At 68.5% G+C, this 26,994-nt stretch carries 24 protein-coding genes; 15 read left to right on the top strand and 9 right to left on the bottom strand.

Annotation, left to right across the window (positions count from 1 at the left end; genetic code table 11):
* The first annotated feature begins 10 nt into the window (after positions 1-10).
* The 6 genes from LQD00_RS06120 to ligA all read left to right on the top strand — a co-directional run bounded on the left by LQD00_RS06120 (position 11) and on the right by ligA (position 6,701).
* A complete protein-coding gene (locus tag LQD00_RS06120; protein WP_006359407.1) occupies positions 11-490 on the top strand; it encodes a DUF4334 domain-containing protein in 480 nt (159 codons plus the stop codon).
* A gap of 144 nt (positions 491-634) precedes the next feature.
* Positions 635-1,837, top strand: a complete 1,203-nt coding sequence (locus LQD00_RS06125; protein WP_406566967.1) for a cysteine desulfurase family protein — start codon at positions 635-637, stop codon at positions 1,835-1,837.
* Positions 1,837-2,955, top strand: coding sequence for a tRNA 2-thiouridine(34) synthase MnmA (gene mnmA / locus LQD00_RS06130; RefSeq protein ID WP_232716124.1), 1,119 nt, complete (start codon positions 1,837-1,839; stop codon positions 2,953-2,955). The genes LQD00_RS06125 and mnmA overlap by 1 nt, the downstream gene beginning before the upstream one ends.
* A complete protein-coding gene (locus tag LQD00_RS06135) occupies positions 2,901-3,968 on the top strand; it encodes a uroporphyrinogen decarboxylase/cobalamine-independent methonine synthase family protein (protein WP_232716125.1) in 1,068 nt (355 codons plus the stop codon). The genes mnmA and LQD00_RS06135 overlap by 55 nt, the downstream gene beginning before the upstream one ends.
* Positions 3,969-4,017: 49 nt before the next feature.
* Positions 4,018-4,401: an MmcQ/YjbR family DNA-binding protein gene (locus LQD00_RS06140; protein WP_232716126.1), complete on the top strand. Its 384-nt coding sequence runs from the start codon at positions 4,018-4,020 to the stop codon at positions 4,399-4,401.
* A 209-nt stretch (positions 4,402-4,610) separates the two neighbouring features.
* Entirely contained in the window at positions 4,611-6,701 is a 2,091-nt protein-coding gene (ligA, locus tag LQD00_RS06145; protein ID WP_232716127.1) for an NAD-dependent DNA ligase LigA, read from the top strand.
* 266 nt (positions 6,702-6,967) lie between these two features.
* Here ligA and LQD00_RS06150 read toward each other — a convergent pair whose 3' ends face one another.
* Positions 6,968-7,480 (bottom strand): O-acetyl-ADP-ribose deacetylase, encoded by a 513-nt coding sequence (locus tag LQD00_RS06150; RefSeq protein WP_232716128.1) that lies wholly within the window; start codon positions 7,478-7,480, stop codon positions 6,968-6,970.
* A gap of 15 nt (positions 7,481-7,495) precedes the next feature.
* A complete protein-coding gene (locus LQD00_RS06155) occupies positions 7,496-8,167 on the bottom strand; it encodes an ACT domain-containing protein (protein WP_232716129.1) in 672 nt (223 codons plus the stop codon).
* Between the two features lie 185 nt (positions 8,168-8,352).
* Here LQD00_RS06155 and gatC point away from each other — a divergent pair, with 185 nt between their 5' ends.
* Complete coding sequence (gene gatC / locus LQD00_RS06160; RefSeq protein WP_232716130.1) at positions 8,353-8,664, top strand: Asp-tRNA(Asn)/Glu-tRNA(Gln) amidotransferase subunit GatC; 312 nt, start codon at positions 8,353-8,355, stop codon at positions 8,662-8,664.
* Positions 8,661-10,166, top strand: a complete 1,506-nt coding sequence (gene gatA / locus LQD00_RS06165; RefSeq protein ID WP_232716131.1) for an Asp-tRNA(Asn)/Glu-tRNA(Gln) amidotransferase subunit GatA — start codon at positions 8,661-8,663, stop codon at positions 10,164-10,166. The genes gatC and gatA overlap by 4 nt, the downstream gene beginning before the upstream one ends.
* Before the next feature lie 82 nt (positions 10,167-10,248).
* Here the strand turns inward: gatA and LQD00_RS06170 are convergent, their stop codons facing one another.
* Positions 10,249-11,493 (bottom strand): alpha/beta-hydrolase family protein, encoded by a 1,245-nt coding sequence (locus tag LQD00_RS06170; protein WP_232716165.1) that lies wholly within the window; start codon positions 11,491-11,493, stop codon positions 10,249-10,251.
* The gene (locus tag LQD00_RS06175; protein ID WP_406566966.1) at positions 11,493-12,206 is read right to left on the bottom strand and encodes a hypothetical protein; all 714 of its coding nucleotides are present in this window, start codon (positions 12,204-12,206) and stop codon (positions 11,493-11,495) included. The genes LQD00_RS06170 and LQD00_RS06175 overlap by 1 nt, the downstream gene beginning before the upstream one ends.
* A 167-nt stretch (positions 12,207-12,373) precedes the next feature.
* Here LQD00_RS06175 and LQD00_RS06180 point away from each other — a divergent pair, with 167 nt between their 5' ends.
* The 3 genes from LQD00_RS06180 to LQD00_RS06190 all read left to right on the top strand — a co-directional run bounded on the left by LQD00_RS06180 (position 12,374) and on the right by LQD00_RS06190 (position 15,472).
* On the top strand, positions 12,374-13,657 hold the full coding sequence (locus tag LQD00_RS06180) for a sensor histidine kinase (RefSeq protein ID WP_232716132.1): 1,284 nt from the start codon (positions 12,374-12,376) through the stop codon (positions 13,655-13,657).
* Positions 13,658-13,667: 10 nt separating this feature from the next.
* Positions 13,668-14,360: a response regulator gene (locus LQD00_RS06185; protein ID WP_232716133.1), complete on the top strand. Its 693-nt coding sequence runs from the start codon at positions 13,668-13,670 to the stop codon at positions 14,358-14,360.
* A gap of 77 nt (positions 14,361-14,437) precedes the next feature.
* Positions 14,438-15,472: a 6-phosphofructokinase gene (locus LQD00_RS06190; protein ID WP_119032794.1), complete on the top strand. Its 1,035-nt coding sequence runs from the start codon at positions 14,438-14,440 to the stop codon at positions 15,470-15,472.
* A gap of 7 nt (positions 15,473-15,479) precedes the next feature.
* Here the strand turns inward: LQD00_RS06190 and LQD00_RS06195 are convergent, their stop codons facing one another.
* The gene (locus tag LQD00_RS06195) at positions 15,480-15,713 is read right to left on the bottom strand and encodes a PspC domain-containing protein (RefSeq protein ID WP_006865699.1); all 234 of its coding nucleotides are present in this window, start codon (positions 15,711-15,713) and stop codon (positions 15,480-15,482) included.
* 127 nt (positions 15,714-15,840) lie between these two features.
* Between LQD00_RS06195 and gatB the strand changes: the two genes are divergently transcribed.
* Positions 15,841-17,346 (top strand): Asp-tRNA(Asn)/Glu-tRNA(Gln) amidotransferase subunit GatB, encoded by a 1,506-nt coding sequence (gatB, locus tag LQD00_RS06200; RefSeq protein WP_232716134.1) that lies wholly within the window; start codon positions 15,841-15,843, stop codon positions 17,344-17,346.
* Between the two features lie 228 nt (positions 17,347-17,574).
* Here the strand turns inward: gatB and LQD00_RS06205 are convergent, their stop codons facing one another.
* On the bottom strand, positions 17,575-18,678 hold the full coding sequence (locus LQD00_RS06205; RefSeq protein ID WP_232716135.1) for a PQQ-dependent sugar dehydrogenase: 1,104 nt from the start codon (positions 18,676-18,678) through the stop codon (positions 17,575-17,577).
* 106 nt (positions 18,679-18,784) lie between these two features.
* Between LQD00_RS06205 and LQD00_RS06210 the strand changes: the two genes are divergently transcribed.
* Entirely contained in the window at positions 18,785-20,023 is a 1,239-nt protein-coding gene (locus tag LQD00_RS06210; RefSeq protein WP_232716136.1) for a DoxX family protein, read from the top strand.
* A 72-nt stretch (positions 20,024-20,095) separates the two neighbouring features.
* Here the strand turns inward: LQD00_RS06210 and ilvD are convergent, their stop codons facing one another.
* From ilvD to LQD00_RS06225, 3 genes are all read right to left on the bottom strand, one after another.
* A complete protein-coding gene (ilvD, locus tag LQD00_RS06215) occupies positions 20,096-21,940 on the bottom strand; it encodes a dihydroxy-acid dehydratase (protein WP_232716137.1) in 1,845 nt (614 codons plus the stop codon).
* 284 nt (positions 21,941-22,224) lie between these two features.
* A complete protein-coding gene (gene mgtE, locus LQD00_RS06220) occupies positions 22,225-23,568 on the bottom strand; it encodes a magnesium transporter (protein WP_232716138.1) in 1,344 nt (447 codons plus the stop codon).
* A 78-nt stretch (positions 23,569-23,646) separates the two neighbouring features.
* Positions 23,647-24,093, bottom strand: coding sequence for a PH domain-containing protein (locus tag LQD00_RS06225; RefSeq protein WP_232716139.1), 447 nt, complete (start codon positions 24,091-24,093; stop codon positions 23,647-23,649).
* 334 nt (positions 24,094-24,427) lie between these two features.
* Here LQD00_RS06225 and LQD00_RS06230 point away from each other — a divergent pair, with 334 nt between their 5' ends.
* Together LQD00_RS06230 and ilvN are read left to right on the top strand one after the other, a co-directional pair.
* The gene (locus tag LQD00_RS06230) at positions 24,428-26,407 is read left to right on the top strand and encodes an acetolactate synthase large subunit (RefSeq protein WP_232716140.1); all 1,980 of its coding nucleotides are present in this window, start codon (positions 24,428-24,430) and stop codon (positions 26,405-26,407) included.
* Complete coding sequence (ilvN, locus tag LQD00_RS06235) at positions 26,404-26,907, top strand: acetolactate synthase small subunit (RefSeq protein WP_005199381.1); 504 nt, start codon at positions 26,404-26,406, stop codon at positions 26,905-26,907. Before LQD00_RS06230 ends, ilvN begins: the two co-directional genes overlap by 4 nt.
* The last annotated feature ends 87 nt before the right edge of the window (positions 26,908-26,994 follow it).

The raw sequence follows: 26,994 nt of genomic DNA on the forward strand, positions 1-26,994 counted from the left end.
GAGTCCGACGATGACGTCCACCCTGACCCGAGAAGCGGCCCGCGCCAAGTTCTTCGAGCTGCGGGAAGCGGAAGGGCTCGTCGACGACGCGGTCCTCGACACTGTGTGGGCAGGACTGGCGACGCTGCGTCCCGAGGAGATGCTCGGAGCGTGGAAGGGCGGCGAGTTCACCACCGGTCACGCCATCAACGGGATGCTGGCGAAGGCGAACTGGTTCGGCAAGACCTTCACCTCGCGAAGCGATGTGCAGCCGCTGGTCTGCCGCGACGAGAACGGCAAGCTGTTCTCGAACGTCAAGCTCGGCAAGGGTGAGGCGAGCCTGTGGGCGGTCGAGTTCCGCGGGGAGATCACCGCGTCGATGGTCTATGACGGTCAGCCGGTCATCGATCACTTCAAACGTGTCGACGACACCACCGTCATGGGCATCATGAACGGCAAGGGCGGCGTGATCGATGGACGACACCTGTACTTCTATCTCGAACGCGTCTGAGACGTCCGAGAAGGCGGCCGCGAGGTCGGGTCCGGTGGTCGGGTGCCCGATGACCAGCGTGAGACGCACAGTGCTCACACGTCGCGGAATTTGTCGACGTCGGTTGCGCGTTTATCCTTGCTAGCGATGCCCCTGCCAACCCGAGTGCCGCCGCGCACGTCCGTGTACCTCGACCACGCCGCTTCGACGCAGATGCTGCCCGAAGCCGTCGAGGCGATGACCGCTGTCTTCGGCACCCCGGGCAACGCCTCGTCGCTGCATGGTTCCGGGCGGACCGCCCGACGCCGCCTCGAGGAGGCGCGCGAGGCAATCGCCGCGGCCGTCGGTGCCCGGCCGTCGGAGGTCATCTTCACCGGCGGTGGCACCGAGTCGGACAACCTCGCGATCAAGGGCATCTACTGGGCCCGTCGCCGCGACGACGATCAGCGTCGTCGCATCATCGTGTCGGCGGTCGAGCACCACGCGGTCCTCGACCCCGCGCAGTGGCTCGCGGCCGACGCCGACGCCGAACTCGTGGTGCTTCCGGTCGACGCCGACGGCGTGGTCTCACCCGCCGATCTGCGGGCCGAACTCGAGGCGCACGCCGACCAGACGGCCCTCATCTCGGTCATGTGGGCCAACAACGAGGTGGGTTCCATCCAGCCCGTCGCCGAGATCGCCGCGCTCGGAGCCGAATTCGGCGTCCCGGTGCACTCCGACGCCATCCAGGCCGTCGGCCACCTGCCGGTCGACTTTGCCGCCAGCGGACTGTCCGCGCTGAGCCTCGCCGCCCACAAGTTCGGCGGTCCGCAGGGTGTCGGCGCGCTGCTGCTCGGTCGCGAGGTCGCCTGCGTCCCGCTGCAGCACGGCGGGGGCCACGAACGAGACGTGCGGTCGGGGACCCAGGACGTCGCCGGCGCCGCCGGGATGGCCGCCGCGCTGACCTGGTGCGTCGAGCACATGGAGGAGAACACCACCCGTGTGCGCGCCCTCGCGTCGCGACTCTCCGAGATCCTGCTCGGTGTCGAGGGTGCGGTCCGCAACGGTGCCCCGACAGACGCCCGGCTCCCCGGAAACGTCCACGTCTCCTTCGTCGGCTGCGAGGGCGACTCCCTGCTCATGCTGCTCGACGCCAAGGGCATCGAATGCTCCACCGGTTCCGCCTGCACGGCGGGCGTCGCGCAGGCGAGTCACGTGCTGCTCGCGATGGGACTCGACATGGCCGACGCGCGGTCGTCGTTGCGGTTCTCGCTCTCTCACACCACCACCGACGCCGACATCGACGCGGTGGCCCAGGTCATCGACGAGGTCGTGGATCGAGCCCGCGCCGCCGGCCTCGTCTCCGTACCCGGCGGAAAGGTTTCGTGATGCGAGTACTCGCAGCAATGAGCGGCGGCGTCGATTCGGCGGTCGCGGCCGCCCGCGCCGTCGACGCCGGGCACGAGGTCGTCGGTGTCCACCTCGCTCTCTCCACCGCGCCCGGAGCCCTGCGCACCGGATCGCGCGGCTGTTGTTCGCGCGAGGACGCCTCGGATGCCCGACGCGCCGCGGACGTCCTCGGAATCCCGTTCTACGTCTGGGATTTCGCCGACCGGTTCAAGGACGACGTCATCGACGAATTCGTCGAGGCCTACGCCGCCGGACGCACCCCCAACCCCTGCCTGACGTGCAACGAGAAGATCAAGTTCGCCGCGCTCGCCGACAAGGCGATCGCCCTCGGCTTCGACGCACTCGCCACCGGCCACTACGCACAGCTCGTCGACGGTGAGCTGCGCCGCGCCGTCGACCACGACAAGGACCAGTCCTACGTGCTCGCCGTCCTGACGAGCGAGCAGCTGTCCCGTGCGCTGTTCCCGATCGGGGACACCCCGAAGGCCGAGATCCGGGCCGAGGCCGCTCGCCGCGGTCTCGCGGTGGCCGACAAGCCCGACTCCCATGACATCTGCTTCATCCCCAGCGGTGACACCCGCGCCTTCCTCGGCGCCAGGATCGGCATCCGCCCGGGTGCGGTCGTCGACGCCTCCTCCGGCGAGCGCCTCGCCGACCACGAGGGTGTTCACGGCTTCACCATCGGACAGCGCAAGGGTCTCGGCATCGACGCCCCCGCCGCCGACGGCAAGCCCCGCTACGTCACCGAGATCGACCCGGAATCGGGCACGGTCACGGTCGGTACCGCCGAGGACCTGCAGGTCTGGGGCATCACCGCGACGCGTGCGGTGTGGACGTCGGGCATCACCCCCGACGAGCCGTTCGAGGCCGTGGTCCAGGTGCGTGCGCACGGCGGACTCGCACCCGTCACCGCGACCCCCACGACGATCGACGGCGAGGCCGCGATCGACATCGTCCTGCACGAGCCGCTGACCGGCGTCGCACGCGGGCAGGCCGCCGTGCTGTACCTGCCCGACGCCGAGCGCGGCGACCAGGTCGTCGGATGTGGGCGCATCGCGTCCACCTCGTCGCAGCCGACCGCAGTCGCGGCTCGGTGACCACACCCGGTCTGCCCACCGGCGTCGGAACCGGCGTGGGCTCGATGCCCGGCACCGATCCGCGGACGGCGGCCGCCGTGGTCAACGGCGAGCTCGACCTCGCACACCTCGTCGAACTCCCCGGTCGCGGAGCGGGTTCGGACCTGATCGGCCGAATGGCCGCGATCCTCGTCGACCTCCCCATGGACACCGCGACCTGGGGATACCGTCTGGCCCAACGGGAATCGCAGCTCACCCGCCGCGCCCGCGACTTCCTCAAGGAAGATCTCGACGTCGTCGAAGAACTCTGGGAGACAGCAGGATTCGTCGGTACCGGCCGGCCGTTCAAGGTCCAGGTCGCCGGCCCGTTCACCACCTCGGCATCGGTGGAACTGCCCAACGGCCATCGCGTGCTGAAGGATCCGGGTGCGGTCCGCGACATCGTCGCGTCGACAGCAGAGGGACTCTGCGAACACGTCGGCGAAATCACCCGCCGCCTCGGCGCACAGGTCGTCGTCCAGATCGACGAACCGATGATCGGCCGGGTCATCGACGGAACCGTCAAGCCCCTCACCCGGTTCGACCCGATCCGGGCGGTCCCGGCCGTCGAAGCGGCCCGGGCCCTCACCGAACTGGTCGAACACGTCGACGCACCGGTGATCCTGCACGACTGCAACAAACCCCGCTGGGACCTCCTCGAACACCTGCGGGGCGTTGCGTACTCGATCGACGTCACCGCCCCCGCCGACGCCGACCTCGACGGCATCGGGATGCTCATCGACCGTGGCGACATCCTCGTCGCCGGCCGCATCCCGTCCACCGCGCCGAAGCGTCCGGTGAACGCCGACACCGTCGCGACCGACCTCGCTGCCATCACCGACCGCATCGGCCTCAACCGAAAAGTGTTGTCCGAGAACGTCGTCGTCACACCGACCTGTGGTCTCGCCGGGGCGTCGGAGAGCTGGGCGAAGAAGGCCCTCGCGATGTCCGCCGAAGCGGGTCAGCTGCTGGGTACCGACCCGACGGCGCTGTGAGGCGCTAGAAGCTCTGCGCAACCTTGCCCGCTGGAACTATTCTGCGAGGGTGCCGCATCCGATCATGTTCGACGACGCCGACCCGATACTGGGTCGCGTGCGCGAGATCGCGCTCGCGCTGCCCGACGCCACCGAGGTGGTCGCGCACGGCCGCCCGACCTTCCGATGCGGCAAGATGTTCGCCAACTACGGCGGCGGCCTGAAGGGCGGCAAGGTCCGATACGACCAATCGGTCCTGTTCATTCCCGACGAAGCGGAGAAGCCCGCCCTCGAAGAGGACCCGCGGTTCTACGTTCCCGCCTACTACGGCCCCTTCGGCTGGCTCGGCCTGATCCTCGACGACGCCACCGACTGGGACGAGGTCGCCGAACTCCTCGACGCCAGCTACCGGCACGTCGCGCCGAAACGGTCGCTGGCGAAACTCGACGGCTGACCCGCTCTTGCTCCCTGAGGTGCGAGCGGAGCGGCCCGTTCCTGTTCCCTGAGGTGCGAGCGGAGCGGCCCGTTCCTGTTCCCTGAGGTGCGAGCGGAGCGGTCCGTTCCTGTTCCCTGAGGTGCGAGCGGAGCGGTCCGTTCCTGTTCCCTGAGGTGCGAGCGGAGCGAGCCTCGAAGGGTGTCCGACCACTCCGATACCCTCGGAACGTGGCAGAAACAACGGAGTCGGGGCGCCCGGCGACCGAGCAATCGGGACCCGAGGGAGACCTTCGCGAGCAGTGGACCGCACTCGCCGAGGAGATCCGCGAGCATCAGTTCCGCTACTACGTGAAAGATTCGCCGGTTATCACCGACGGGGAGTTCGACGCGCTCCTGCGTCGTCTGCAGGACCTCGAGGAACGTCACCCCGAGCTCGCAACCCCCGATTCACCGACCAAGCTGGTCGGCGGCGGTTTCTCCACCGCATTCTCCCCGGTCGACCATCTCGAGCGGATGATGTCGCTGGACAACGTCTTCGACTACGACGAGATGACCTCGTGGGTGGAGCGGGTCAACTCCGACGCCGGCGTCGAGGCCGAGTTCCTCTGCGAACTCAAGATCGACGGCGTCGCGCTGGCCCTGGTGTATCGCAACGGTGTCCTGGAACGCGGTGTCACCCGCGGCGACGGGCGCACCGGCGAGGACGTCTCGCTCAACGCCCGCACCATCGAGGACATCCCACAGCGCCTCACCGCATCCGACGAGTACCCGATCCCGGACGTCCTCGAGGTGCGCGGCGAGGTCTTCTTCCGGGTCGAGGATTTCGAGGCGCTCAACGCGTCCCTGGTGGCCGACGGCAAGCCCCCCTTCGCCAATCCCCGCAATTCGGCAGCCGGCTCGCTACGGCAGAAGAATCCGCAGGTCACGGCGCGTCGCAAGCTGCGGATGATCTGTCACGGCATCGGCCACACCGAGGGGTGGCGACCGGCATCGCTGCACGACGCCTACCTCGCGCTGGGAGCGTGGGGACTGCCGGTGTCGACGCACACCACCAAGGCGTCGGGCGCCGCCGAGATCCTGGACAAGATCTCCTACTGGGGCGAACACCGCCACGACGTAGAGCACGAGATCGACGGCATCGTGGTCAAGGTCGACGACTTCACCCTGCAGCGCCGCCTCGGTTCCACCTCGCGGGCTCCGCGCTGGGCGATCGCCTACAAGTACCCGCCGGAAGAGGCCACCACCAAGCTGCGCGACATCCAGGTCGGCGTCGGCCGCACTGGCCGCGTCACGCCTTTCGCGGTCCTCGAACCGGTCCTCGTGGCCGGGTCCACCGTGTCCCGCGCGACCCTCCACAACGGCTCGGAGGTCAAGCGCAAGGGCGTCCTCATCGGAGACACGGTGACCATCCGCAAGGCCGGCGACGTGATCCCCGAGGTGCTCGGCCCGGTCGTCGACCTGCGCGACGGCTCCGAGGTCGAGTTCGAGATGCCCGAACGCTGTCCGGAATGCGGTACGCCGCTGCGCCCCGAGAAGGAATCCGACGTCGACGTCCGGTGCCCGAACCAGGAGAGTTGCCCGGCTCAGTTGCGGGAGCGGCTCTTTCATCTCGCCGGCCGCGGTTCCTTCGACATCGAGGCGCTCGGGTACGAGGCCGCGACAGCACTGCTGTCGGCGAAGGTGATCCGCAACGAGGGCGACCTGTTCTCCATCACCGCCGACGACCTCGCCCGTACAGAGCTGTTCACGACCAAGGCCGGCGCGTTGTCGGCGAACGGCAAACGCCTGCTGGCCAACCTCGACAAGGCCAAGGACGTGGCGTTGTGGCGAGTGCTGGTGGGGCTGTCGATCCGCCACGTCGGTCCCACTGCTGCGCGGGCACTGGCGACCGAATTCGGTTCGCTGGAGGCCATCGAATCGGCTGACGTCGAACAGTTGGCGAATGTCGAGGGCCTCGGCATGACTCTCGCGCAGTCGATCCACGACTGGTTCACCGTCGACTGGCATCGCGAGATCGTCGAGAAGTGGCGCGCAGCAGGTGTTTCGATGGAGGACGAGCGCGACGACTCGATCGCGCGGACGCTCGAGGGCAAGACCATCGTCGTGACCGGATCGCTCGTGGACTTCTCCCGCGACGGCGCCAAAGAGGCGATCCTGCAGCGCGGCGGCAAGGCGTCGGGCTCGGTGTCGAAGAAGACCGACTACGTCGTCGTCGGCGATTCGCCGGGAAGCAAGGCCGACAAGGCCGAACAGCTCGGCGTCCCGGTCCTCGACGAGGACGCGTTCAAGCGGCTCCTGGAGACCGGCAGTCCCGACTAGATGCACTCCCTGGGGAGCGCTCGACGTACCTGTCGCTCCCTGATGCGAACGAGGCGACACGACCCTCCGCTGCCTGATCAAGGCCTGGTGAGACACCGTCGCCCACCTGACTACCGGTCGACGTCAACCCGACCGGCAGACTTCGATCGACGTCTGCCGGTCGAGTTGAGGTTCAGCAGTCGGGGGGCAAGGTCGCAGTCGCCGGCAATAGGTTTCGCCTGGAGAAACCTATTGCCGATCATCGGCCGTCGAGCCCCGACCAGCGCTCAACTGTTGAGCGCCTTGTCGAAGGCGCGATACGCCCGAGGGTCGAACAAGACGAACCGGATCTCGGACACCGCGGTGTCCGCGGACCGGACCGTGTCGACGGCCCGGCGTGCGCCGTCGTCCATCGGCCAGCCGTAGACGCCGGTCGAGATCGCCGGGAAGGCGATCGTCGTCGCACCCAATTCGTCTGCCACACGCAGGGATTCGCGGTAGCACGAGACCAGGAACTGGGACCGGTCCTCGTCGTAGGAGTGCACGGGTCCGACGGTGTGGATGACCCACCGTGCATCCAGATCGCCCGCGGTGGTGGCGACCGCCTCGCCGACGGGGAGTCCTCGTTTGTACTGACCGGCCCGCAGTTCTCTGCACTCGGCGAGGATCGCCGGGCCGCCACGACGGTGGATGGCGCCGTCGACCCCGCCTCCGCCGAGGAGTGTCGAATTCGCGGCGTTGACGATGGCGTCGACCGACTGGAGGGTGATGTCTCCCTGCACGAGTGTGATGGAGGTCATGGCTCCATCATCGCGCTACTCGTCGGCGCGCAACACCGTACTGACGATGCCTGCCAGGTAGCCGAGCCGGGCGACCTCCGAGGGGCGGAAGTCGGGTCCGCCGATGCGGCCGAGCAGAACGGCCTTCTCGTTGGAGCCGATGGGTGCCGCGGCAAGGCGGGTGTCCATCTCCTGCCAGGCGCCCGGTACCCAATCACCCTCGGCGTCGAGCTGCGCCGCATGTTCCAGCGGAAGCCAATCAGCCCTGGTGAGCGGGGTTTCCGGCGCTCCGGATGAACCGAACAGCTGGAGCACGCCGCCGCTGGCCTTGGTGATGACCATGGCCCACGACACCCGCAGCACGCGCGGGGCGTTGTCGACGAGGACCTGAAGACGATCGTTGCGGGACGCGGTGGCGACCTGGTCGACGAGCTCGAGCTCGCGGTGCGTGTCGAGCACACCGGCGTACGGGCGGATCGAGTCGACGCGAACACCGTTGACCTTCTCCGCGGCCGTGATCAGGCTGTCGGGCAACGAACCCGGCGGGACCTCCACGACGAGATCGTCGACGGCGTAGCCGTTGCCGCGTTCGACCACCTCGAGAGACAGGATGTCCGCACCGACCGAACCGAGCTGCACGGCGAGCACGCCGAGACTGCCGGGACGGTCCTCGAGGTAGACGCGTAACAGGTAAGACACGTGGGTCATTCTCGCACTCGTGAGGATCGGGCGCGCACCGCCGGGGGAGGGGCGGACCGAGTCGGGCGTGCAAACGGTGGCTGGGGTGAGCCGGGTCGGCGCTTTCCCATAGGCTGGAGAGGCACATCTGCGTCGCTTCGGCGTCGCGGTGGGCGACATGGCCGTGCAAGTGATGGTGAGAAAGGACGCTGACGGTGGCTGGCGAACCGAAGTCCATATCGCGTGAAGAGGTTGCGCACCTGGCGCGATTGTCGCGACTGGCGCTGAGCGAGGACGAACTCGATGTCTACGCCAAGCAGCTGGACTCCATCCTGACTCACGTCGCGTCCGTGTCGGAGGTGGCCGCCGACGACGTACCCGGCACCGCGCACCCGGCCGAGCTCGCCAACGTGCTGCGCCCCGACGTCGTCGTGCCCGGTCTGACCACCGACGCCGCACTGTCCGGTGCGCCGGCCGTCGAGCAGGACCGTTTCGCCGTTCCGCAGATCCTGGGAGAAGAGCAGTGAGCCCCGCGTCGCACGCCGCAACGCCTCGTCCCGCCGGTGACCTCACCGGTCTGTCCGCCGCCGAACTCGCCACCAAGATCGCGACCCGCGAGGTCAGCTCGGTGGAGGTCACGCAGGCCCACCTCGACCGCATCGCCGAGGTCGACGGCGAGCTCGGAGCCTTCCTGCACGTCAGCGGTGCCGAGGCGCTCGTCGCGGCCAAGGCCGCCGATGATGCGATCGCCTCGGGCGACGCCGTGTCGTCGCTCGCCGGCGTGCCGATCGCGCTCAAGGACGTCTTCACCACCACCGACGCCCCCACCACGTGCGGTTCCAAGATCCTCGAGGGATGGGTTCCGCCCTACGACGCCGCGGTCACCGAACGTCTTCGTGCCGCGGGGATCCCGATCCTCGGCAAGACCAACATGGACGAGTTCGCCATGGGCAGCTCGACCGAGAACTCCGCCTACCAGCTGACCCGAAACCCCTGGGACCCCACCAAGATCCCGGGTGGTTCGGGTGGTGGCAGCGCCGCGGCACTGGCCGCGTACGAGGCGCCGCTCGCCATCGGCACCGACACAGGTGGCTCGATCCGCCAGCCGGCGGCGGTCACCGCGACCGTCGGCGTCAAGCCGACCTACGGAACCGTCTCGCGCTACGGACTCGTCGCCTGCGCGTCGTCGCTGGACCAGGGCGGCCCGTGTGGCCGTACGGTTCTCGACACCGCGATGCTGCACGAGGTCATCGCCGGCCACGACCCGCGCGACTCGACCTCCATCAACGTTCCGGTGCCCGACGTGGTCGCCGCCGCCCGCGAAGGCGCCGAGCAGGACCTCAAGGGCGTCAAGATCGGCGTCGTCACCGAACTGCAGGGCGAGGGCTACCAGTCCGGTGTGCTCGACTCGTTCCACGAGGCCGTCAAGCTTCTCACCGAGCGCGGTGCCGAGGTCGTCGAGGTCAGCTGCCCGCACTTCACCTACGCGCTCGGCGCCTACTACCTGATCCTCCCGTCGGAGGTGTCGTCGAACCTCGCACGTTTCGACGCCATGCGGTACGGCCTGCGCGTCGGAGACGACGGTTCGCATTCGGCCGACGAGGTCATGGCCCTGTCCCGCGAGGCCGGCTTCGGCCCAGAGGTCAAGCGCCGCATCATGATCGGCACCTACGCACTCTCGTCGGGCTACTACGACGCCTACTACGGCCAGGCCCAGAAGGTCCGCACGCTGATCTCGCGCGACTTCACCACCGCCTTCGAGAAGGTCGACGTGCTGATCTCGCCGACCACGCCGACCACCGCTTTCCCGATCGGGGAGAAGGTCGACGACCCGCTGGCGATGTACCTGTTCGACCTCTGCACCCTGCCGGTGAACCTGGCCGGGATCGGGTCGATGTCGGTGCCCTCGGGGCTGTCCAAGGACGATGGCATGCCCGTCGGCCTGCAGATCATGGCACCCGCACTCGCCGACGACCGGCTGTACCGGGTCGGCGCATCCTACGAAGCGGCCCGCGGCGCGATCATCTGACGCCTCCGCAAACCCACCCTTTATGGGCGAAGCCACCACCGGTTCAGGTGGTGGGTTCGTCCATTTGTGGTGGGTTTGCGAGTCACCGCGGCAAGCCGTCGACCGCACGCGCCTGCTCCACTCCGTAGCGATGACCGACGCCGGTGGGGCCGTCGAGTGCGTCCAGCAGGTCGACGCTGGTCTGCAGGAAGCTGACCCCCGGTAGCCACGGGACCAGGGGCACCTGCGGACCACCGAGCACGACCTCCGCGGGTTCGGCCGGGGGACGCCACAGCGAACTCAGGGACCAGCGGACCACCGGATCGCTGCGATTGGCGACGACGACCCGCGGTGTCTCCGACACCGCCGCAACCGTCCCGGCCGGTGGTGCGGTCAGCACCGTCTCGGTGAGCAGTCCCGGGTGGTGGTTCTCGAGCCAGATTCGGGCGGCGTCGGCTCCGACCGCACCGAGGCTCTGGCCGTACAACACCAGGCGGGGCCGGTCGGCTTCGGGCCGGCTCTCCAGGACCTTCGCCAGTTCACGGACCAGCGCGATCGACGAGTCCGTCGCCGCCGCGTCGTCGGAGACGAAGGCCTTCCACGACGGGACGTCGGCGTAGGGGAGTGTCAGGATTCGGACGTCGCCGTCGAAGCGGTCCACGAAACCCGCCACCGCGGCTTGGTCGACCCAGCCCGATCCGGTGGGGACGGCCACGATCACCGCCCGCGCCGACAGTCCGTCCCCGGCCACCCACGACTGGACCAATCGCGTTGCCGGAGAAGTGAATTCCGGGGCCGAGAGCTCTCCGCGCAACAGCGTCCCGGATTCGGAGACGGTGACGGTCCGCGGCAGCGGTTGCGCCTCGTCGGCACCTGCAGCGGCGGGACTGAGGAGACCTGCGGCGAGCGCGACCGCGGACGCCGCGATGACTGCGGTGACGCGGGGGACCAGCACGATCGCGGCAACGGCCGCGAGGGGTGCCAGTGTGGCCCCGGCCCACCAGTCGGGGCCGGCCGGTGCCGCTCCGATCGCGGCACGGATCAGGTTCTGCCACCACACCGCCAGTCCCGCACCGCCGGATGCGACGAGCACGCCGATACCGAATATGACACGCCGGGTCTGCCGATCCGGTCGCTCTCGGCGGCGAGACACCCTCCGCGCCAACAACAGTCCGACGACCGCACCCAAGGCCGTGACACCGGTCGTCACGGCCGCGGTCGTCAGCGCATCGCGCGGTAGCGTGCCGGGATAGAGGGCGACGAGGTATGCGACGACGACGCTGACCACGAGGACGGGGTGAAGCAGGTGTCGACCGATCCACGTCGACGATGCGGTGGGCGTGAACATCACGAGAGCTCCTCGGTGTCGGTCTCGGTGCGGGGATTCCGGTCGACGAGTGCACGTTCGACCGTGGTGGACACCAGTTGCGGGATCGTTTCCTGCTGAGTCGGTGCGCCGCCGTACTGGCGCCAGGTGTTCCAGGCCAAACCGATCCGGGCGACGAACGCCGCGGCGTCGCACGCAGGGTTGCTGCACGAGCGCTGCATCGCGTCGGTCAGCATGCGGTCGAGGGCGAACCGCGCCCACGGGCCCAGCGGACGACTGTCCGCGGCGGCTGCGCGCAGCAGGTCGTAGCCGAGATCATGTGTGCGGCAGAGAGGTGTGAACCGGTCGGGGAGCGGTACTGGGGACGAGCAGTCGCCATCCGGGTCGACGGGCACACCCGACACGACGATCGGTGTGTAACCCATGTGCACGTCGAAGGTCGTGGGCAGGACGTCCATCATCGCGGCCGGGGCCGGCCCCGTCAGCGTCACGACGGCGGCGGCGTACGGGTTGTCGGCGTCCTCCGGAGAGGGGACGACCACTCCCGCAGTCGAACCGACGTCACCGGCGACCGCGTGCGCCGTCGACATCCACTGCCCGGCAACGAGAACGGTCAGTGTCAGTGCGGCCACCAGCCAGCGGAGCGGGTAGTGCGGGCGTCTGAGATCGGTCTGATCAGTGGGTCGAGAAGCGTTGTCCGAAAGCCATTTCCGAAGTGGTCCGGGAGGGTTCATGGACATTGACGCTAGGTAGCGCAACCACCCGGCCACATCGCTCCGACGGGCGGTTCGCGCTCATCGGTGGGGGTGGGGTTCCGGCGCCATGCCCCTACTCGGGAACGGGGGCGTCTCCCCCGAAAGTATGAGGACTGATGGTCCCCACCGGGCCTAGGGTGAACCTCATGTTCGGTTTACGCAAGCATCTGCGCGCGGCCGGCGGCGACTTCGTTGACTGGGCGTCCACCGCGCCCGTCGCCCAGGACCCCGCGGTGCGTGCCTATTTCTCCTCGCGGGTCAACTGGTTCTTCCTGGTCGTCGCCCTGATCATGTACTCGATCGCCTGGCCGACGCTGCCCGTGACACATTCCGTGCCCGCCTTCCTGCTGCCCCTCGTCTCGGCGTTCGCGGCACTGCCGATCGCGCTCGCCTGGTCGGCGCCGCTGGTCGGCTGGGCGATCTCGGTGGTCTCGGCACAGGTCATCGGCTTGATCGTGCCGACGCACGGCGGGTGGGAACTGACCATTCAGGTCACCCACTTCATCGAGTTGCTCGTGCTGACCTTCATGGTGATGCTCCGCTGTCCGCTGCGGTGGGTCCCGGTGGTCTGGCTGACGACGTCCCTCGTCGTCGCCTACGCGGTTCACCCGGCGTGGATCGTCGGTATCTCGGTGCTCGCGGTGGTCGTGGCACTCCTCCGCGGACTGATGGCCTCACGACGCCAGCTCGCCGTCCGCACCAAACAGACCGAGGAGGCCGAGGCGGAGTCGGCGGTGCTGCAGGAGCGTGCCCGCATCGCCCGCGACCTGCACGACGTGGTGGCACACCGGATGTCGATGGTCGTCGTCATGTCGCAGACCGCGCGGTACCGGATCGACGACGTGTCGCCCGCTGCGGCAGCCGAATTCGACGCCATCGCCGACGCCGCACGAACATCGCTCGACGAGGTGCGGCAACTGCTCGGGGTGTTGCGGGTCGAGGGTGCCGAGAGTGTCGCGGCCCCCAATCCGGGTTTGGCGCAGATCGATTCGCTCGTCGCCGAGACCCGTCGGGCTGGTTCCGAGGTCACCCTGAACCGGGAGGTCGACGACGACACGGTCGGAGAGTCGGCGGCGCTGGTGATCTACCGGATCATCCAGGAGTCGCTCGCCAACGCCACCCGGCACGCGCCGGGCAGCCGCACCCTGGTGAGTGTCACCCCGGGCGAAGGCGGCACCGTCGAGGTGGCCGTGGTCAATTCGGCCCCGACGGCCGCGCCCCTCGGGATCGGCGGCAACGGCGTCGGCATCCCCGGAATGCTCGAACGCGCGCAGGCAGTGGGTGGTTCGCTTCTCGCGGCACCGACGGTCGAGGGCGGGTTCGCGGTGCGCGCGCGTATCCCGGCGACACCGCCGCGCGACGGCGTCCTTCCTGACGCGGCCACCGCTGTCCGCACGCCGAAGGTCCCCTCGCCGGCCTCCGACCAGTAGCCTGTCAGGCGTGCCGATCAACGCGGAACCGCAACAAGCACAGGGCAGCTCCCGCCCGATCACGGTCGTGATCGCCGACGATCAGGCGATGGTGCGTCAGGGCTTCTCGGCTCTGCTCGCCGCCCAGCCGGACCTGTCCGTGCTCGGCGACGCCGCCGACGGCGTGGAGGCGGTCGAGGTGTGCAAGCGGGTGCGGCCCGACGTCGTCCTGATGGATGTGCGGATGCCGCGCAAAGACGGACTCTGGGCCGCCGAGCAGATCTTGTCGGCGGGCCTGGAACCGCCGACCCGCGTACTGATGCTCACCACCTTCGACATCGACGACTACGTCTACGAGGCGTTGCGGATCGGCGCGTCGGGGTTCCTGCTCAAGGATGCGCCGGCCGACGAACTCGTGCGTGCGGTGCGCGTAGTGGCCGGCGGTGAGGCGCTGCTCGCGCCGTCGATCACCAAGCGGCTCATCACCGAGGTGACCTCCCGGCGTCGACGCCCCGCCCGGAACCCGGCGCTGGAACAGCTCACGCCGCGGGAGCGGGAGGTGCTCGACCTGGTGGCCGACGGCAAATCGAACGCCGAGATCGGCGCCGACCTCTACGTCACCGAACAGACCGTCAAGACCCATGTGAGTAGTCTCCTGGGCAAGCTGCGCCTGCGGGACCGTGCGCAGGCGGTCGTCTTCGCCTACGAGAACGGCATCAAGTGAATTCGTGCTCAGCGGCGAGCACACCCGCGCACTAGATTGGGTGTGTTCGTCGCGTTCGAGAGGGAGGGTCTCACCACATGGCCAAGAGATTCGGCATTCTCACCTCCGGTGGTGACTGCCCCGGTCTGAACGCCGTCATCCGCGGTGCGGTGCTCAAGGGTGAAACCGTCTACGGCCACGAGTTCGTCGGCTTCAAGGACGGCTGGGCGGGTCTCGTCTACGGCGACATCATGGAGCTCAATCGCTCGACGGTCCGTGGTCTCTCCCATGAGGGCGGAACGATTCTCGGCACGAGCCGCTTCGGGCCCTACACCGAACCCGACGGTGGACCCGACAACATCAAGAAGGTGCTCAAGAACCTCGGCATCGACGGGGTGATCGCGATCGGCGGCGACGGCACGGCCGCGGCGTCGAAGCGCCTGTTCGACGACGGCATCAACATCGTCGGCGTCCCGAAGACCATCGACAACGACATCGACGCGACCGACTACACATTCGGGTTCAACACCGCCGTCGAGATCGCCACCGAGGCCATCGACCGCCTGCGCACCACCGGCAACTCGCACAAGCGGTGCATGGTGCTCGAGGTCATGGGTCGTCACGCCGGTTGGATCGCCCTGCACTCGGGCATCGCCGGGGGCGCGCACGTGATCCTGATCCCGGAGAACCCCGAGAGCCTCGACCAGATCTGCGCGTGGGTGACCAGCGTCAAGGCTCGCGGTCGTTCGCCGATGGTCGTCGTCGCCGAGGGGTTCAAGCTGCCCGAGATGACGGAGGCGTACTCCACCAAGGGCCTCGACGGCTTCAACCGTCCGCGGCTGGGCGGCGTCGGCGAGGTGCTGGCCCCGCTCATCGAGGAGCGCACCGGCATCGAGACGCGGGCCACCGTCCTCGGCCACATCCAGCGCGGCGGCGTGCCGTCGGCCTACGACCGTGTCCTCGCCACCCGCATGGGCATGGCGACCGCCGACCTGGTCGCCGAGAAGGGCTGGGGTCAGATGGTCGCCCTGCACGGCACCCGGATCGACCGGATCACCTTCGACGAGGCGCTCGGCGAGCTGAAGACCGTCCCGCAGGATCAGTACAAGGAGATCCGGGTAATCTTCGGTTAGACCGGGATCACGGCTGGACGGGGATCACCGGGGCCGGCTCGCGAGGGATGATGATCCACAGCGCCAGATAGATGAGGACCTGCGGGCCGGGCAGCAGCATCGACAGCACGAACAGGACGCGGACCAGGGTGGGGTCCCAGCCCCAGCGTTCGGCGATGCCGCCGCAGACGCCGCCCAGCCAGGCGTTCGAACGGGAGCGCGTCAGTCGAGGGGCGGACGAAGCGGGTTGTGCGGTGGTCATCGGGGTCTCCTGCTGATCGAGGTGGTCGGTGAACTGATGTCTCCGACGGTAGGTCCGACGACCCGTTCCCGGCATCGGTGATCACCCTGAACGTTCCCCTGGGATACCGCGGCATAAACTGGCAGCCATGACTTCCGCCGCCGTCGAACTGTTGGAGTACGACGAGGTCATCGCCGCTTTCGATCCGGTGATGGGCCTCGAGGTGCACGTCGAGCTGGGTACCGCGACCAAGATGTTCTGCGGATGCCCCACCGACTTCGGCGCCGAGCCCAATACCCAGGTGTGCCCGGTGTGCATCGGCCTGCCCGGTTCGCTGCCGGTCGCCAACGCCAAGGCCGTCGAGTCCGCGATCCGCATCGGCCTGGCCCTGAACTGCTCGATCCGGCCGTCGAGCAAGTTCGCGCGGAAGAACTACTTCTACCCGGACCAGCCGAAGAACTACCAGATCTCGCAGTACGACGAGCCCACCTCCTACGACGGCTACCTCGACGTCCTGCTCGCCGACGGCACCACCTGGCGTGTGGAGATCGAGCGCGCGCACATGGAGGAGGACACCGGCAAGTCGCTGCACATCGGTGGCGCCACCGGCCGTATCCACGGTGCGAGCCACTCGCTGCTCGACTACAACCGCGCAGGCGTTCCGCTGGTCGAGATCGTCACCCGACCCATCGTCGGTGCGGGCGACCGCGCACCCGAGGTCGCTCGTGCCTACGTGACCGCGCTGCGCGACCTGCTCAAGTCCCTCGACGTCTCGGACGTGCGCATGGACCAGGGTTCGATGCGCTGCGACGTGAACCTGTCCCTGATGGAAAAGGGCGCGAGCGAGTTCGGTACCCGTACCGAGACCAAGAACGTCAACTCGCTCAAGAGTGTCGAGGTCGCCGTCCGCTACGAGATGCGCCGTCAGGCCGCGATCCTGCAGGCCGGTGGCGAGATCGTGCAGGAGACCCGTCACTTCCACGAGACCGACGGCACCACCTCCGCCGGTCGCCGCAAGGAAACCGCCGAGGACTACCGCTACTTCCCGGAGCCCGATCTGCCTCCGGTCCAGCCGGATTCGGCGTGGATCGAGGAACTGCGCGGCACACTGCCCGAGTTGCCGTGGCTGCGCCGTGCCCGCATCCAGGAGGAGTGGGGTGTCTCCGACGAGGTCATGCGCGACCTGGTCAACGTCGGCGCCGTCGACCTGATCATCGCCACCGTCGACGCCGGTGCCTCACCCGAGGCCGCCCGCGGCTGGTGGGTGTCCTTCCTTGCGCAGCAGGCCAATTCGCGCGGCGTCGAACTCGACGGTCTCGCCATCACGCCCGCCCAGGTCGCCGAGATCATCGGACTCGTCGACGAGGGCAAGCTGACCACCAAGCTCGCCCAGCAGGTCGCCACCGCGGTCCTCGACGGTGAAGGCGAGCCGAAGCAGATCGTCGCCGACCGCGGCCTCGAGGTCGTTCGCGACGATTCGGCGCTGCAGAAGGCCGTCGACGACGCCCTCGCCGCCAACCCCGACATCGCCGAGAAGATCCGCGGCGGCAAGGTCCAGGCGGCAGGCAAGATCGTCGGCGACGTCATGAAGGCCACTCGCGGACAGGCCGACCCGGCGCGCGTCAAGGAACTCGTGCTCGAGGCCTGCAAGTAGCAAACCCCTCGCTGCCTGAGGTGCGAGGAGCGATAGCGACGAGCCACGAAGGCCTGGTGAGAGAAGCGATCTCACGAGCCCTTCGTGGCTCGCTTCGCTCGCACCTCAGGGAGCGGGATCGGCGCGTTCGGCTCGCACCTCAGGGAGCGAGATCGGCGCGTTCGGTTCGCACCTCAGGGTGCGAGATCGGCGCGTTCGGTGCGCACCTCAGGGAGCGGTGGCGCCCGGTCAGGTCCGGTCGTTGCCACCGCCCTGCGGGAGGAAGCGGAACACGCGGTCGTCGGTCGGCTTCGGCTTGCCGGCCTGCTTGTTGACCGTGGCCACCTGGAGAAGCCCGTTGGGCAGCGCGGCCATTCGGCCGAGCGCGCCGTAGCGCTTCTCGAGCGCCACCACCGGCGGTGTGATCGTCGGGTCCTCGCGGGTGGGTTCGCGGATGCCCTCGATGCGTTGGGTGCGGGTCGTCGAGACGAAGATGCTGCCGCCCGTGACACCGCATCCGGCGATCTGCGGCTTGTCGGGCCAGGTCCACAGCACCTTGGGGCCGCCCTCTTCGATGACCTGCACGCGGTCCTCGGTGGCCGTCTGGTCGGCGACGTAGATGGTCCCGGAGGTTTCGTTGGGGCACAGGGCGACCGATGATCCGAAGCCGGAGGCCAGGATTCGCGGGCGCGGGCTGACGCCCGAGGTGAACGAGGTGATCAGCAGAAGCTTTCCGGCCAGTGACGACGGGTCCTCGGCGGCCGCAGGGTTCCCGGCGTCACCGGTGGCGACCACCAGTTCGGTGGGCGTGCGGAAATACATCGAGCCCATGTTCCCGGTGGCGCCCTTGGGGATTCCGGTCAGGATCGGCTTCGGCACGTCGCCGGGCGCCAGCCGCACGACCCGGTTGTCCGACGGTGTCGTGATCAGCGCGTAGATCAGACGATCCTGGGAGTAGGTGGGGGAGAAGGCGAAATCGATGAGTCCGCCGTCGCCCGACGCGTCGACGGGTGCCTGACCGAGGACCCGTTCGGGACCATAACGCTTGGTGGTGATGATCTTTCCGGTGGTGCGTTCGGCGACCACCGTGACCTCGCCCTGCTCGTCACCGGGCATCACCCCGCCCGTCGAGGCGAGGCAGGTCGCGATCACCGCCGGGTCGGGGTCGACGCACGGACCGGTGGGCGGTGGCTGGGTGTCCCGCGGCGTCTCCGGCGGCGGCGTCGGCTCGGCCTGACCGCTCGGACGGTTGTTGGGACTGAACGCGCCGGCCTCCCGCTGGCGGTCCTGTTCGGTGAAGTTCGCGCAGCCGCCCACGGCGAGCGCGATCACCGCCAGAACTGCCACCAGCATTCGGCCTGTCGGCCGCCCCTTCCACATGGCGTCCACAGTAATGGTGTGCCGACTCACCCCGCCGGGGTGCGGGGAGCGCACCCCGCGAGCCTCTAGAGTCGGGCTTGTGAGCGAACGCGACACGCCGAGCGCCAGGGAGCCCGATACGTCGAGCCCGCCCGCGATGAGCCCCTACGACGAGCCGACCGGTCAGATCCCGGTCCAGGAACATCCGCCGACCCCCGCACCGCGGACCGAGGTCGATCGCGATGACTTCTACAACCGGCACGCACGGCGACCGGCGCCGTATGCACGGGTCGACGACCTGGACGACATCGATCCCGGTGACGTGGAGACCCGGCAGATCAAGGGGAGCGCGGACAAGCCGTCGGCCCCGCCCGTCCCCGAACCTCCCCGCGCCTCGGAATCCTCGAAGACCCCCTCTCCGACCCCGCAGCCCTCTCGTGCGCCGGAAGCCCCGCGCACGGAGCCCGACGTCGAACCGACCGTGGCGTTCGATCGTCGCCCGGCCGCGTCCTCCGCCGGCGACATCCCCGTCGGCAACGTCCCTGTCGACATTCCCGCCGACGACACCGCGACCAGACCCGAACCTGCGCTGCCGCCGGTCGGCACCGCCCGCTACGACTTCCTCGACGAGGACGACACCGCCGGTCGCTACAGCGCGACCCCGGCCGATTCGAACGCCGAGGACACTGCGCTGCTCGATGACGAGCCGGAGGGCCGGCGCCGGTTCGGCCGCCGTCGCAACCGGACGCCCGAGGACGAATACGAAACCAAGTCGGTCGCCGACGACGATCTCGAGGACGCGCTCGCGAAGTCCCGCCGCGGCACCCTCGACCTCGGGCTGTTGCTGCTGCGCATCGCGCTCGGCGGCTTCGTCGGCGCGCACGGACTGCAGAAGCTGTTCGGCCTGTGGAACGGGCCGCGACTCAGCGGTTTCGAGCAGATGCTCGTCGACGGCGGATTCAACGCCGACTACGCGCAGATCCTTGCGATCGTCGGTGCGCTGGCGGAGACGGTCGGCGGCCTCATGGTCATCCTCGGTCTTCTCACCCCGATCGGCGCGTCGGCCATCCTCGGCACGATGCTCATCGCCGCGGCGTATCGGGTGTCCTCGGCCGGCGGCTTCGAATTCTTCGCCGCCGCACAGGGGGCGGAGTACGAGCTGTTCCTCGCGGCCACCGCGGCCGCGGTCATCCTCACCGGTCCGGGCCTGTACTCACTGGACTACCCGCGCGGCTGGGCACGCCGGCCGTTCGTCGGGTCGTTCGTGTGGCTGATCGTGGGCATCGGTGCAGCCGCCGCCGTGTGGATTCTGGCGAACGGGACCAACCCGCTGAACTGAGCCGGCGGCACAGAACGAAAGTGCGGGGTGCGTACCGATCCGGTACGCACCCCGCACTTTGTGGTTCAGCGGTCAGTCGACCTGACGGACCGCACCCTTGTCGGCCGACGTCGCGAGCTTCGCGTACGCGCGCAGCGCGGTCGTGACGGTGCGCTCACGGTTGTTCGGCTGCCACGGGCGTTCGGAGGCCTCCATCTTCGCGCGACGCTCGGCGAGCACCTCGTCGTCGACGAGGACCTCGAGGCGACGGGTCTTGACGTCGATGAGGATTCGATCGCCGTCCTCGACGAGTCCGATCGCGCCACCCGACGCCGCCTCCGGCGACATGTGGCCGACCGACAGACCCGACGATCCGCCGGAGAACCGCCCGTCGGTGATGAGGGCGCACTTCTTGCCCATGCCGGTGCCCTTCATGAAGGCGGTCGGGTGCAGCATCTCCTGCATGCCCGGCCCGCCCGCGGGGCCCTCGTAGCGGACGACGAGCACCTCGCCGGCCTGGATGGTCTTCGACAGGATGACCTGGACGGCCTCCTCCTGGCTCTCGACCACGCGGGCTGGACCCTCGAAGTGCCACAGGTCCTCGTCGATGCCCGCGGTCTTGAGCACCGCACCGTCGGGGGCGAGGTTGCCGCGCAGGACGCACAGCCCGCCCTCGACGGTGTAGGCGTGCTCGAGGTCGCGGATGCAGCCGCCGGCGGCGTCGGTGTCGAGCGAGCTCCACCGGTTGGCCGTCGAGAACGGGGTCGTGGTGCGGACGCCACCCGGAGCCGCGTGGAACAGTTCGACGGCCTCGTCGGTCGCCTTGCCGCCGCGGATGTCCCAGTCGTCGAGGGCCTCCGCCAGGGTCGGGCTGTAGACGGTCGAGGTGGTGTCGTCGAGCAGACCGGCCCGTCGCAACTCACCGAGGATCGCCGGGATTCCGCCGGCCCGGTGGACGTCCTCCATGTGGTAGTCGGAGTTCGGGGAGACCTTCGACAGGCAGGGAACGTTGCGGCTGATCTCGTCGATGGTCGACAGATCGAAGTCGGCGACCTCGCCCTCCTGCGCCGCGGCGAGGATGTGCAGCACGGTGTTGGTCGAGCCGCCCATGGCGACGTCGAGCGCCATCGCGTTCCGGAAGGCGGCGGGGGTCGCGATGCTCCGCGGCAGCACCGACGCGTCGTCCTCGCGGTACCAGCGGTTGGCGGCCTCGATGACGACCCTGCCGGCGCGCTCGAACAGCGCACGACGCGCCTCGTGGGTGGCCAGCGTGGAACCGTTGCCCGGCAGGGCGAGTCCGAGGGCCTCGGTGAGGCAGTTCATCGAGTTGGCGGTGAACATGCCCGAGCACGAACCGCAGGTCGGGCAGGCCGACCGCTCGACCTCGCTCAGGCCGTCCTCGTCCACGTCGCTGTTGGCCGACGCGGAGATCGCGGTGATCAGGTCGGTGGGCGCCTGGGCGACGCCGTCGACGACGACCGCCTTGCCGGCCTCCATCGGACCGCCGGACACGAAGACGGTCGGGATGTTCAGGCGCATCGCGGCATTCAGCATGCCGGGGGTGATCTTGTCGCAGTTGGAGATGCACACCAGCGCGTCGGCGGTGTGGGCGTTGACCATGTATTCGACGGAGTCGGCGATGATCTCGCGGGACGGCAACGAGTAGAGCATGCCGCCGTGGCCCATGGCGATGCCGTCGTCGACGGCGATGGTGTGGAACTCACGCGGGACGCCGCCCGCGGCTCGCACTGCGTCGGCGACGATCTCGCCGACATCCTTGAGGTGCACATGGCCCGGCACGAACTGCGTGTACGAGTTGGCGATCGCCACGATGGGCTTGCCGAAATCGTCGTCGGTCATACCGGTGGCTCGCCACAGGGAGCGGGCGCCGGCGGCTTCGCGGCCGACGGTGGTGGTGCGTGACCTCAAGGCTGGCATGGGTTCCTCAATATCGATCGTCGGGTCGGGCAGAGTCGGCGTCGCCGAACGGTTTCGGGCACTGCTGGGCCGAAGACGTTGTGCGCGTCGGACTCTTGGCGTCAACTCCGCGATCCCGGGGGTTTGTCTCACTCGGGCTGTGGGCCCCGGGAACTGGGTTGAACGGCGTCGCACGCTGAGGGTGGGCGTCGCGAGTCGCCGAGAGACCAGGCTACTCCGCTGTGACATGCGGAAACAAAACGATTCGGGCGTGACCCCGGGCCGTCGACGCAGCGGCGGCGGACTCAGATTCCCAGAACCGCCTTGGCGATGGAGAAGTAGACGATCAGGCCGGTTGCATCGCAGAACGTCGAGATGAACGGGGTGGAGAAGACCGCGGGGTCCACCCGGATGGATTTCGCGACCAGGGGCATCACGCCGCCGACGGTCGCAGCCATCGTGCAGATCGACACGATCGTCAGCCCGATGACCGCGCCGATGTCGACCCCGTAGACCAGTGCGGCGACGGCGAATCCGGCGACGCCGAGCAGCGAGCCCATCGTCAGTCCGACCCGGACCTCCTTGGCGGCAACCCGGACCACGTCGCGGGTGGTGACGTCGTCGGTCGCGAGGGCGCGGGTGACGGTGGTGGCGGCCTGCGACCCGGTGTTGCCGCCGATGCCGGTCAGCAGCGGGATGAACAGGGCGAGGGCGACCTTCTGTTCGAGGGTGCCCTCGAAGATCTCCAGGACGTTGACGGTGAGGATCGCCGACACCGCGAGGACGAACAGCCACACGATGCGGGCGCGGGTGATCGACAGGATCGATGCGTGCAGGTACGGCTCGCGGAGCGGTTCGCGCGCGCCGGCACGGGCCTCGTCGGTGTCGCGGGCCTGTTCGACGACCTCGACCGCGTCGTCGATGGTGAGGACACCGACCAGCCGGTTGTCACGATCGACGACAGGCATCGCGAGAATGCCGCGGTCGATGCATCGTTGGGCGGTGGACTCGGCGTCGTCGTCGACGTTGGCGAACATCGGCTTGCTCATCAGCTCGGCGACGGGTGCGTCGGGTTCGGCGAGGAGAAGGTCGCGGAGGCTGACGACGCCACACAGCGAACGCGCATCGTCGAGGACGGGCACGGTGTAGATCGTCTCGGCGGCGTGGCCGCGGTCCTTGACCCGGGTGAGGGCGGCGTCGGCGGTCTCGTCGCGCCGGGCGTGGACGAACTCGGGACTCATCCGACGCCCGACCGAACCGCGCGGGTAACCCAGTACGACGGCGGTGACGTCGCGTTCGCCGGGGGTGAGTTGCTGGATGAGGGCCCGGGCGACGCCGGCGGGCAGTTCGTCGAGGAGTTCGGCGCGGTCGTCGGGGTCGAGGTGATCGAACGCCGCCGCCACCTCGACCGTCCCGAGATCGTCGATGAGCCGACGCTGGGAGCCCGAGGAGAGATCGTCGAAGACCTCGACGGCGAGGTCCTTCGGGAGGAGACGGAAGGCCACGCCCCGCGCCTGATGGGACAGGCGGTCGAGGAGAGCCGCGATGTCACCGGCGGGCAGCGCCGAGAGCGCGGTCGCGGCCGCTCCGAGTTGACCGTCGGAGATCAGGTCGTCGAGTTGGTTCGCGTCGAGCATCGCGTACGTCACGCGACGAGCCTATCGGCTGCTGTCGTTGTCAAAGCCGTTCGCGCAGCGTCGATTCTGTGCCGCCGGGACCGATCGAACCTACTTGTCGCGGTTCGCGGCGGCCTCGAACGGATCCGGGATGCGGCCCTTGCTCACCACGTTCAATACGGGTAGATCACGAAAACCGATGGCGGGCAGCTTGATCCGCTCACCGTCGGGGCGGACCGCACGGACCGAGCTCCACTTCGGGAACTGCAGGCCGGCGATCTCGGACCAGGGGAGTTCGGTGGTGGACAGGCCACCCACCACGCGGAGTCCGTCCTCGGTGACGACCGTGCGGAGGCGGTGGATCCACATGTACAGGGCCACCGGGACGATGAAGAGGAAAGCGAACCAGTACGAGGCGCCGAGCAGCAGGACCACCACGAGCGCGACCATCGGCACCGTGAAGTAGGCGACACGGTTGATACGGAAGACCACCGGGTAGGGGATCTCCGCAGAGTCGTCGGGTGTCGAGGCGGCGGGGTCGCTGGAATCAGTCGGCACACATCCATTGTGCCAACCCGGCCACGAGGAACGCGGCGTCGGGTCTACCCGGCAGTAGTCGGTGAGACGTCCGTCACCACCAGTGCGTTCTCATCATGTGGGACGGCATGGTCCGGAGTTTGACTCAGAACGACGCGCGGTCCTACCGTGATCTACGTGATGACAAACGGGATCCTCGTAGTAATCGGCTGGCGCGTCGCCTGACCGGTCACTTCACAGACCCCTACCGGCATCGACGCGCCACCCTCGAACAGCGGAAGCTGTCGGGGGTTTTTTCATGTCAGGTAGTCACATCACCCAACCACCGAAATACAAACAAGATGAGGATCGTGCAGTGAGCGCACCAACAGCACGCACCGACGCCGGCCGTAATGAGCCGACGCGTAACGCCGGACTGCGTCAGCAGTCTCCCGCGGCGGGCAACCTCCGTGCGGTAGGTCAGCACACCGTCGCGCCGGAGCGCGTCAGCGGTGCGCAGTCTGTGGTCCGATCCCTCGAGGAGCTCGGTGTCGAGGTCGTCTTCGGCATCCCCGGTGGTGCGGTCCTGCCGGTCTACGACCCGCTGCTCGACTCCACCAAGGTCCGCCACGTCCTCGTGCGCCACGAGCAGGGTGCCGGCCACGCCGCAACCGGCTACGCGCAGGTCGCCGGTCGCGCCGGCGTCATGATGGCGACCTCGGGCCCCGGTGCCACCAACCTGGTCACCCCGCTGGCCGATGCGCAGATGGACTCCGTTCCGGTCGTGGCGATCACCGGCCAGGTCGGCCGCTCGCTGATCGGCACCGACGCCTTCCAGGAAGCCGACATCTCCGGCATCACCATGCCGATCACGAAGCACAACTTTCTGGTCAGTCGCGCCATCGACATCCCGAAGACCATCGCCGAGGCCTTCCACATCGCCGAGAGCGGCCGTCCCGGTGCGGTTCTCGTCGACATCCCGAAGGACATCCTGCAGAGTCAGACCACGTTCTCGTGGCCGCCGCAGATCGACCTGCCCGGCTACCGTCCGGTCACCAAGCCGCACGGCAAGCAGGTTCGCGAGGCGGCTCGCCTGATCAACGCCGCCAAGTCGCCGGTCCTCTACGTCGGTGGCGGCGTCATCAAGGCCAACGCCTCCGAGGAGCTGCTCGAGCTCGCCGAGCTGACCGGCATCCCGGTCGTCACGACCCTGATGGCGCGCGGCGCGTTCCCCGACAGCCACGACCAGCACCTGGGCATGCCGGGTATGCACGGCACCGTCGCGGCGGTGGGCGCCCTGCAGCGCAGCGACTTGCTGATCACCCTCGGCGCGCGGTTCGACGACCGCGTGACCGGTCAGCTCGATTCCTTCGCGCCCGACGCCAAGGTCATCCACGCCGACATCGACCCGGCCGAGATCGGCAAGAACCGTCCGGTCGACGTGCCGATCGTCGGCGACTGCAAGGCGGTCATCGCCGAGCTGACCGAGACGCTGCGCGACGAGCGGGCGACCACCGGCACCACGCCGGACCTGTCGGAGTGGTGGACCTACCTCGACGGCATCCGAAAGACCTACCCGCTGAGCTACGACCGTCAGACCGACGGTTCGATGTCGCCGGAGTTCGTCATCCAGGCGCTGGGCAAGGCCGCCGGACCCGACGCGGTGTACTGCGCCGGCGTCGGCCAGCACCAGATGTGGGCCGCGCAGTTCATCTCCTACGAGAAGCCGCGCACCTGGCTGAACTCCGGTGGTCTGGGCACGATGGGTTACGCGGTGCCCGCCGCCATGGGCGCCAAGGCCGCCGCACCCGACACCGAGGTGTGGGCCATCGACGGCGACGGCTGCTTCCAGATGACCAACCAGGAACTGGCCACCTGCGCGATCGAGGGCATCCCGATCAAGGTCGCGCTGATCAACAACGGCAACCTGGGCATGGTCCGCCAGTGGCAGACCCTCTTCTACGAAGAGCGCTACTCCAACACCGACCTCGCCACGCACTCGCGGATGATCCCGGACTTCGTGAAGCTGTCAGAGGCATTGGGCTGCGTCGCTTTCCGCGTCGAGCGTGAGGAGGACGTCGACGACGTCATCGCGCAGGCACGTGCGATCAACGACCGCCCGGTCGTCATCGACTTCATCGTCGGCAAGGACGCCCAGGTGTGGCCGATGGTCGCCGCCGGCACCGGCAACGACGAGATCATGGCGGCCCGCAACATCCGACCGCTGTTCGACGACGAGGAGTCGGCGTCGGACCCGGTCGAAATCCACGAGACGATGAACGCCCCCCGCGGGACCGTCGACCAGCAGGTCGACAACGCCGGGGCCGACCGCGCAGCAGAGAAGGACCCGAAGTGAGCACCACCCACACCCTCAGCGTCCTGGTCGAGGACCGGCCGGGCGTCCTGGCCCGTGTCTCCGGATTGTTCTCGCGTCGCGGGTTCAACATCGAGTCGTTGGCCGTCGGACCCACCGAGCTCAAGGGGATCTCGCGGATGACCATCATGGTCTCCGTCGAGGACTTCCCCCTCGAGCAGGTCACCAAGCAGCTCAACAAGCTGGTGAACGTGATCAAGATCGTCGAGCAGGACCCGGCCAACTCGGTGTCCCGCGAGCTCATGATGGTCAAGGTCCGTTCGGACTCGACGGTTCGCACCGAGGTCATCGAGGTGGTGAACCTGTTCCGCGCCAAGGTCATCGACGTGTCGCCGGAGTCCCTCACCATCGAGGCCACCGGTACGTCGGAGAAGCTCGAGGCGCTGCTCCGGATGCTCGATCCTTACGGCATCCGCGAGATCGCCCAGTCCGGCGCCGTTGCGCTCGGACGCGGACCGAAGAGCATGTCGGCCAACCGCTGACCGTAGACTGCGCTGTTGACAGCGGCGAAAGAATTTATATGTCCCTCGGCGAGAGAGAGAATCGCGAGGGGCGCCACAAATCGAAGG

This window comes from Gordonia metallireducens (genome assembly GCF_021245825.1).
Classification (GTDB): Bacteria; Actinomycetota; Actinomycetes; order Mycobacteriales; family Mycobacteriaceae; genus Gordonia; species Gordonia namibiensis.